Annotated in this window: 5 protein-coding genes and 1 pseudogene; 2 read left to right on the forward strand and 4 right to left on the reverse strand. The window is 44.3% G+C overall.

What is annotated here, in order from left to right:
• Positions 1-530: 530 nt before the first annotated feature.
• A complete protein-coding gene (mgtE, locus tag F6K37_RS29565; RefSeq protein ID WP_287254044.1) occupies positions 531-1,922 on the forward strand; it encodes a magnesium transporter in 1,392 nt (463 codons plus the stop codon).
• A gap of 141 nt (positions 1,923-2,063) precedes the next feature.
• On the opposite strand, the gene F6K37_RS29570 is transcribed toward mgtE, so the two are convergent.
• The 3 genes from F6K37_RS29570 to F6K37_RS29580 all read right to left on the reverse strand — a co-directional run bounded on the left by F6K37_RS29570 (position 2,064) and on the right by F6K37_RS29580 (position 5,042).
• Positions 2,064-3,242: a M20 family metallopeptidase gene (locus F6K37_RS29570; RefSeq protein ID WP_009149442.1), complete on the reverse strand. Its 1,179-nt coding sequence runs from the start codon at positions 3,240-3,242 to the stop codon at positions 2,064-2,066.
• A 132-nt stretch (positions 3,243-3,374) separates the two neighbouring features.
• Positions 3,375-4,769 carry an AtzE family amidohydrolase gene (locus tag F6K37_RS29575; RefSeq protein ID WP_009149438.1) on the reverse strand — a complete coding sequence of 465 codons (1,395 nt, stop codon included), beginning with the start codon at positions 4,767-4,769 and terminating at the stop codon, positions 3,375-3,377.
• A gap of 84 nt (positions 4,770-4,853) precedes the next feature.
• Entirely contained in the window at positions 4,854-5,042 is a 189-nt protein-coding gene (locus tag F6K37_RS29580; protein ID WP_009149434.1) for a DUF4089 domain-containing protein, read from the reverse strand.
• Between the two features lie 183 nt (positions 5,043-5,225).
• Between F6K37_RS29580 and F6K37_RS29585 the strand changes: the two genes are divergently transcribed.
• Positions 5,226-6,098, forward strand: a complete 873-nt coding sequence (locus F6K37_RS29585; protein WP_009149431.1) for a DUF4351 domain-containing protein — start codon at positions 5,226-5,228, stop codon at positions 6,096-6,098.
• 91 nt (positions 6,099-6,189) lie between these two features.
• On the opposite strand, the pseudogene F6K37_RS29590 reads toward F6K37_RS29585, so the two are convergent.
• Positions 6,190-6,402, reverse strand: a pseudogene (locus F6K37_RS29590) (hypothetical protein); the annotation flags it as partial.

The following is a 6,402-nucleotide window of genomic DNA, read 5'->3' on the forward strand; positions in this document are numbered from 1 at the left end:
ACAATCCTTTCTAATGTGGAGGTACCAATGAAAGTGTGTTCCTATCATGAGGAGCCGTATGACGGGAAACTGTCACGTACGGTTTTGGAGACGAGTCGCAGAGGTAACTCTGCGGCTTAGTTTAATAGGGTGATGGGATCACTCTCAAATAACTATTGCGCTGAAAATACTCTTGGACTAAGATGCCTCAAGTAGTGGCATTGGTGAATATCGGAATCCAAAGGATAGTTGGGTTAGTTACCAATTAAGTAGTAGGATAAGCGTTTGAGTAACTGTGTTAACTTTGGTGAAGTTACTCAAGCCTGATCAGCAGTAAAGATGGTTTTAATTTTATATTTATTAATATAATTTTATTTATTTATTGATGTCCGACTAATTACCAAGTACGGATTACCAAGTACGGATTACCAAGTACGGATTACCAAGTACGGATTACAAATTACCAATTAGTCTTGGAGCAAGTCCAAAACCATCTAGACTTGAGTCAGCAGTGACAAACAAGTAGAACCTACTCAACAGGAGGGTTTGCATTGACTGAAAACCAAATTTCCCTCCAGACAATCTCGCGTAGTGAACTGCGACAGCTGGTGCGTTCTCAGCTGCAGATACTGCTGGAGCAAGGTAATCTTCAGGGTGCTAAGCAAGTGCTGGTACCAGTACAACCAGTAGACATTGCGGAAGCGATTGAAGGATTACCGGAAGCAATGCAAGTGATTGCCTTCCGCTTATTGTCTAAATCTGAGGCCATTGAGGTGTATGAAAATCTTGACTCCAGTGTCCAACAGTCTCTAATTGAGAAGTTTAAACATCAGGAGGTACTGGATATCGTAGACAAGATGTCGCCAGATGATCGAGCCAGGTTGTTTGATGAGTTACCAGCTAAGGTCGTCCGACGCTTGCAGTCACAGTTAAGTCCCAAAGAACGCCGAGCCACAGCCCTGCTCTTGGGGTATGAGGATGGAACAGCAGGGCGAATCATGACCCCTGAATATATTTCCCTTAAGGAAAACTTGACAGTTACCGAGACCTTAGAGCAGATTCGTAGCTTAGCCAAAGCCTCGGAAGTCGTATATTACCTCTATATAACTGATAACTCTCGACATTTGACTGGGATTGTTTCCCTGCGGGATTTGGTGATTTCTGCCACCGAGACCACCATGGGTGAAATTATGACTCGTGATGTGGTATATGTCTATACCTATGCAGACCAGGAAGAGGTAGCACGGATGATCCAACGCTATGATTTCCTGGCTGTACCAGTGGTTGACCGGGAGCAGCGTCTAGTGGGTATTGTCACTGTGGATGATGTGATTGATATCTTGGAGCAGGAAGCAACAGAAGATATGTACGCGGTCGGTGGTGGTGTCCAATCGGAGGGGGATAATTATTTTCAAACCAATTTATTCACAGTTGCCCGCCGACGGGTAGTTTGGTTATTTGTCTTGTTACTCACTAATACGGTTACGGGTACGATCATAAAGTCTCAAGAGTCTATTTTGCAGCAGGTTGTTGCCCTAGCAGCTTTTATCCCTTTACTCACTGGCACTGGTGGGAATGTGGGAGCTCAGTCTTCTACGGTGGTGATTCGCGGCTTGAATACTGATGAAATTCGTGACTTAGGCCCCGGTCAAGTGATTGGGCGAGAGGCACTGGCGGGGTTATTACTAGGAGTAATTCTGGGTACGATGGCTACGGGATGGGCTTACTGGTTACAAGGAGATTTGTCAGTAGCCCTCTCGGTGGGAGTGAGTCTGATTGCGATCGCACTTTTAGCATCAATTGCCGGTTCAGCCCTACCGTTTCTGTTCCGTCACCTAGGCTTAGACCCAGCTCTGATGTCCGCACCATTCATTACAACAGTTGTTGATGTCTTGGGTGTGTTGATTTATTTCAATATTGCTAAATCAGTCTTAGGACTTTAGCATCAAAGGCAAAAGGCAAAAGGCAAAAGGCAAAAGGCAACAGGGAACAGGGAACAGGGAACAAAAAAACATAATATGTACTTAAAACACTGGCAAATCGCTAAAATTAACTGTACAATTAACTGTCAATTAACGTTATAATTAACAGTCCTGGTGCCAGTACTTATAAATCGCATAAGCGAGAGTAACTACACCGGTAACAATGGCCGATTCATCCACGGCAAACAGAGGATGGTGCAGTGGGTAGTTTAGTTTATTTTGGAATCCAACCCCGAGGCGGAACATGCTGCCAGGAGCGTGTTGTAGATAAACCGAGAAATCTTCTGCACCCATAGAGGCTTCCGGTATGATTGAAACGCGATCGCTTCCCCAAGCTTCCTTAGCTGCTGCTTCCAACAACTGAGTTAAGGCTAGGTCATTTTGTACTGATGGTACTCCCCGCTGATAGTTGATGTGATAGCGAGCGCCATAAGCATTACAGACATTGGCCACAATCTTTTCAATCCAATCGGGTAGGCCAGCATAGGTTTGGGGATGAAGCGATCGCACTGTTCCTACTAGGCGGACTTGGTCAGCAATAATATTCGGAGCTCGCCCACCACTAATTTGTCCAATTGTCAAGACCATCGGGTGTAATGGGTTCTGGGTGCGACTAATAGCTTGTTGGAGGGTGGTAATCACCTGGGCAGCAATCCAAATCGCGTCAATAGCTTGGTGAGGGCGAGCTCCATGACCGGATTCTCCCATAATTACGATTTCTAAATCATCCGCTGCTGCTGTTAATGCCCCATAGCGGATACCAATAGACCCTGCTGGAATTGATGGGAAAACGTGAAGACCAAAGATAGCACTGACATCCTTCATGCCCCCATCTTTAACAATCCAGTTTGCACCTTGAGCAATTTCCTCAGCTGGTTGGAACAGAAAGCGAGTATTACCAGGAAAAGTTTCTCCGAGTTGGGATAGAATCATAGCTGTGCCTAAGCCTACGGTGGTGTGGACATCATGACCACAGGCATGCATGACTCCCGGTTGATGTGAGGCAAAATCGAGGCAAGTTTGTTCGGTGATGGGTAGAGCATCCATATCAGTGCGCAGTGCGACTAATCGGTCATCGGTACCACCAATCAGTTCACCGATAAGACCAGTTTTGCCAATCCTTTCTTGTACATGAAGACCACAGGAGGATAGGACCCCAGCTACGTAAGCGGCTGTTTGGTGTTCTTGACCACTCAATTCTGGGTGAGAGTGGAGATGACGGCGGATTTCGATCAGACGCGGGGCAAGTTCTTGGGCTAACTCTTTAATCTGGGAGAGCATGCTGCTAGATAAATGCTAGATAAAATTGTTTCATACTTAACTCTTTATACTTCTTTTTGAATTGTGGCAATAATTAATATTTTATTATACAACTATTTGCGGTAAAAGAATATTGTCTCAATCATCGATTTGTTAAGACACAACCGCTGCTGAAACGATGCCTTGCTCCTCAAGCACTGCAGCAACTCTAAGAATCATGGCTTCATGGTAGGGTGCAGCAATAATTTGTACCCCTAAGGGCATTTGACCAGGACGGTGAATTGGTACCGATAAGACCGGTAAGCCAATGAAGGATAAGGGTTGAGTAAATAATCCTAAGTTTGGACGAACCAACACTTCTTCCCCAGCAATGACCATTTTTTCTTGACCCAGTAGGGGAGCAACACAAGGGGTAGTGGGAGCGAGGATAATATCGACATTTTGGAAGACTTCCCGAATGCGATCGCGAAACCATTGTCGAAACCGTTGCGCTTGAATATACCAAGTGCCTGGAATTAGGGCACCTGCTAAAAAGCGTACGCGTGTAGCTGGATCAAAATCATCGGGACGTTTACGCAAATTGTCCAAATGGAGGTTTGACCCTTCATTAGCTGTAATAATATAAGCTGCTGCTCTGGCTCGCTTGGCTTCTGGGATAGTAACCGAGGCAGTTACATCCAAGCTACTAGCCACTTTAGCCACAGCATCCAAGACTTCTGGTTCTGCCCCTTGAGCAAAATACCCATCAGCAACCCCAATCCGTAACCCTTCAATCCCTTCGTTAAGGTGGGGGACACAGAGTTCTGGGAGACGATTGCTACAAACTGGATCAGCGGGATCTGCTCCCTGAAGGATATCAAAAGTAGTAGCAATATCCCGTACAGAACGAGCAAACGGACCGATATGATCCAAACTAGCAGAAAACAAGAAAACCCCTGCGCGAGACAATCGTCCGTAGGTAGGTTTTAAGCCAAAAGTACCACACAACGCAGCTGGTACCCGGATTGAACCATTGGTATCAGAACCAAGAGTAATTGGTACTAATCCCGCTGCCACTGCTGCTGCCGAGCCGCCAGAGGAACCACCAGCAATGCGAGTGAGATCATGGGGGTTATGAGTTGCACCGTAATGGCTATTTTCCGTTACAAAGCCATAGGCATACTCATCCATATTTAATGCTCCGACTAGGATAGCACCCGCTTGTTTTAGTTTAGTTACAGCAGTAGCATCACGGGAAACAGGAGGATTTTCAGCATTAATTTTTGACCCAGCTAATGTTATTAAGCCAGCAATATCATATAAGTTTTTAACTGCAAAAGGAACTCCTGCCAATGGACCGGGATTGTTCCCTTTAGCAATAGCATGATCAATCTCTTCAGCATCGGATAAGGCTTGGTCAGTGGTAACCGTTGTGAAACAGTTAAGGGATTGGTTACGGACAGTGATTTTTTCGAGACAGTTAGTAATAACTGTTTTTGCGGTGACTTGACCTTCTCGAATCCCAGTGGCAATTCCAATAGCATCATCAATTTGTTTCACGGTTAGCATCCCAATTTAAACTATTATTATGATGATTTAGTAACGGTTATAAACCAATAAGCTTTCTAATTTACTAGAAAAAAAATCAGCATCCTAAGGTTCAAATACCGGAGCAGCTTCGATATCATCAGGTAAGGTAAATTCTGTCACTAAAGATGCGATCGCATAAATTTTAGCGAAGTTTTTGATAACACCAGGACGGTGTTGGGGCTTAAGGTCTAAATCAAGGAGTTGCGCCATTGCTTCGACATAGGTAGCGGTTTCAAGTGTTTTCTTTGTCATTAGTAGTTAGTGTTTAATAATTTAGTAGTTAACATTAATTGTAATCTATAAATATAATAAAATTTTAAAATCTGTCGTTATTACTCAAAACTAAACCCTCAAAACTCGGCAGTCTCTTCAAAACTCTATTCAAACAAACAAAGTTAAGTTTTTCGTTACCTTAAAGATATAAAGACACCCGATATGGCTATGACTCAAACGAAAGCCGAACCCATTATCCGATGGGAAAAACTCCCCGACGAATTTCAATTACCCGATGACCCAGTGGAAAATCTCTATCATCCCTTATTAGCGGCTATCCTGCGAGAGATTCTGGAATTAGCCGGATTTATCACTAACTCAATGCTGATTGCGTCCAACTTTGGACTCTGTGCCAATGTGGACGGTAAAACAGTAGTCAAAGCACCGGACTGGTTTTATGTACCTTCTGTGTTTCCTGTGTTACCAGGGGTGATTCGCCGTAGCTATACCCCTCACACCGAAGGAGAGGTACCAGCAGTGGTTATGGAATTCTTATCCGAAAAGGAACAAGGAGAATATTCCATGAACCCCCGTTACCCCTATGGCAAATGGTACTTTTACGAGCAAATCCTACAAGTACCAATTTATGTGATTTTTGACCCAGGGTCCGGAAGTTTGGAAATGCGATCGCTTAATTCAGGAAGCTATACCCTTCAACAACCCGATGCTAATGGACGCTACTGGATTGAATCTATGGGTTTGTTTCTGGGAGTATGGTACGGTAAAAAATCAGAAATCACCAACTATTGGTTACGGTGGTGGGATAGCTCTGGACATTTATTACCTTGGGGAGAAGAGAAAGTCCAACAAAGTCTACAGCAAGGCTTACAGCAAGGCTTACAGCAAGGCTTACAGCAAGGAAAACTGGAGCTAATTATGCGTCAGTTGAAACGCCAGGTTGGAACAATCGAGCCTACTCTAGAATCAGTCATCAACAACTTATCTGCTGCTGATTTAGATCAACTGAGTGAGGCATTGTTCGATTTTTCCGATGGGTCGGATTTATCCAGTTGGTTAGAGGGACTGAAAGGCTAATCAGATGTAAGCATTCAGCCGTCAGCGGTCAGCCGTGAGCTAAAAGCTCACGCTACTTGAGGTGCGGTCAGCTTAAAACAAGCTATCCGGCTTAGGAGTTCAACGGACTCAAAGCCAAATACAATGAATTCCTTGGCCGAAAGGCCAAGGAACTGAGATTAAACTTTTGCTTACCTCTTTTATTCAAAAGCTGATAGCTGATAGCTGATAGCTGATAGCTGATAGCTGATAGCTGATAGCTGATAGCTGATAGCTGATAGCTGATAGCTGATAGCTGATAGCTGATAGCTGATAGCTGATAGCT

This window comes from Moorena sp. SIO4E2, assembly GCF_010671945.1.
In the GTDB taxonomy this organism is placed as follows: Bacteria; Cyanobacteriota; Cyanobacteriia; order Cyanobacteriales; family Coleofasciculaceae; genus Moorena; species Moorena producens.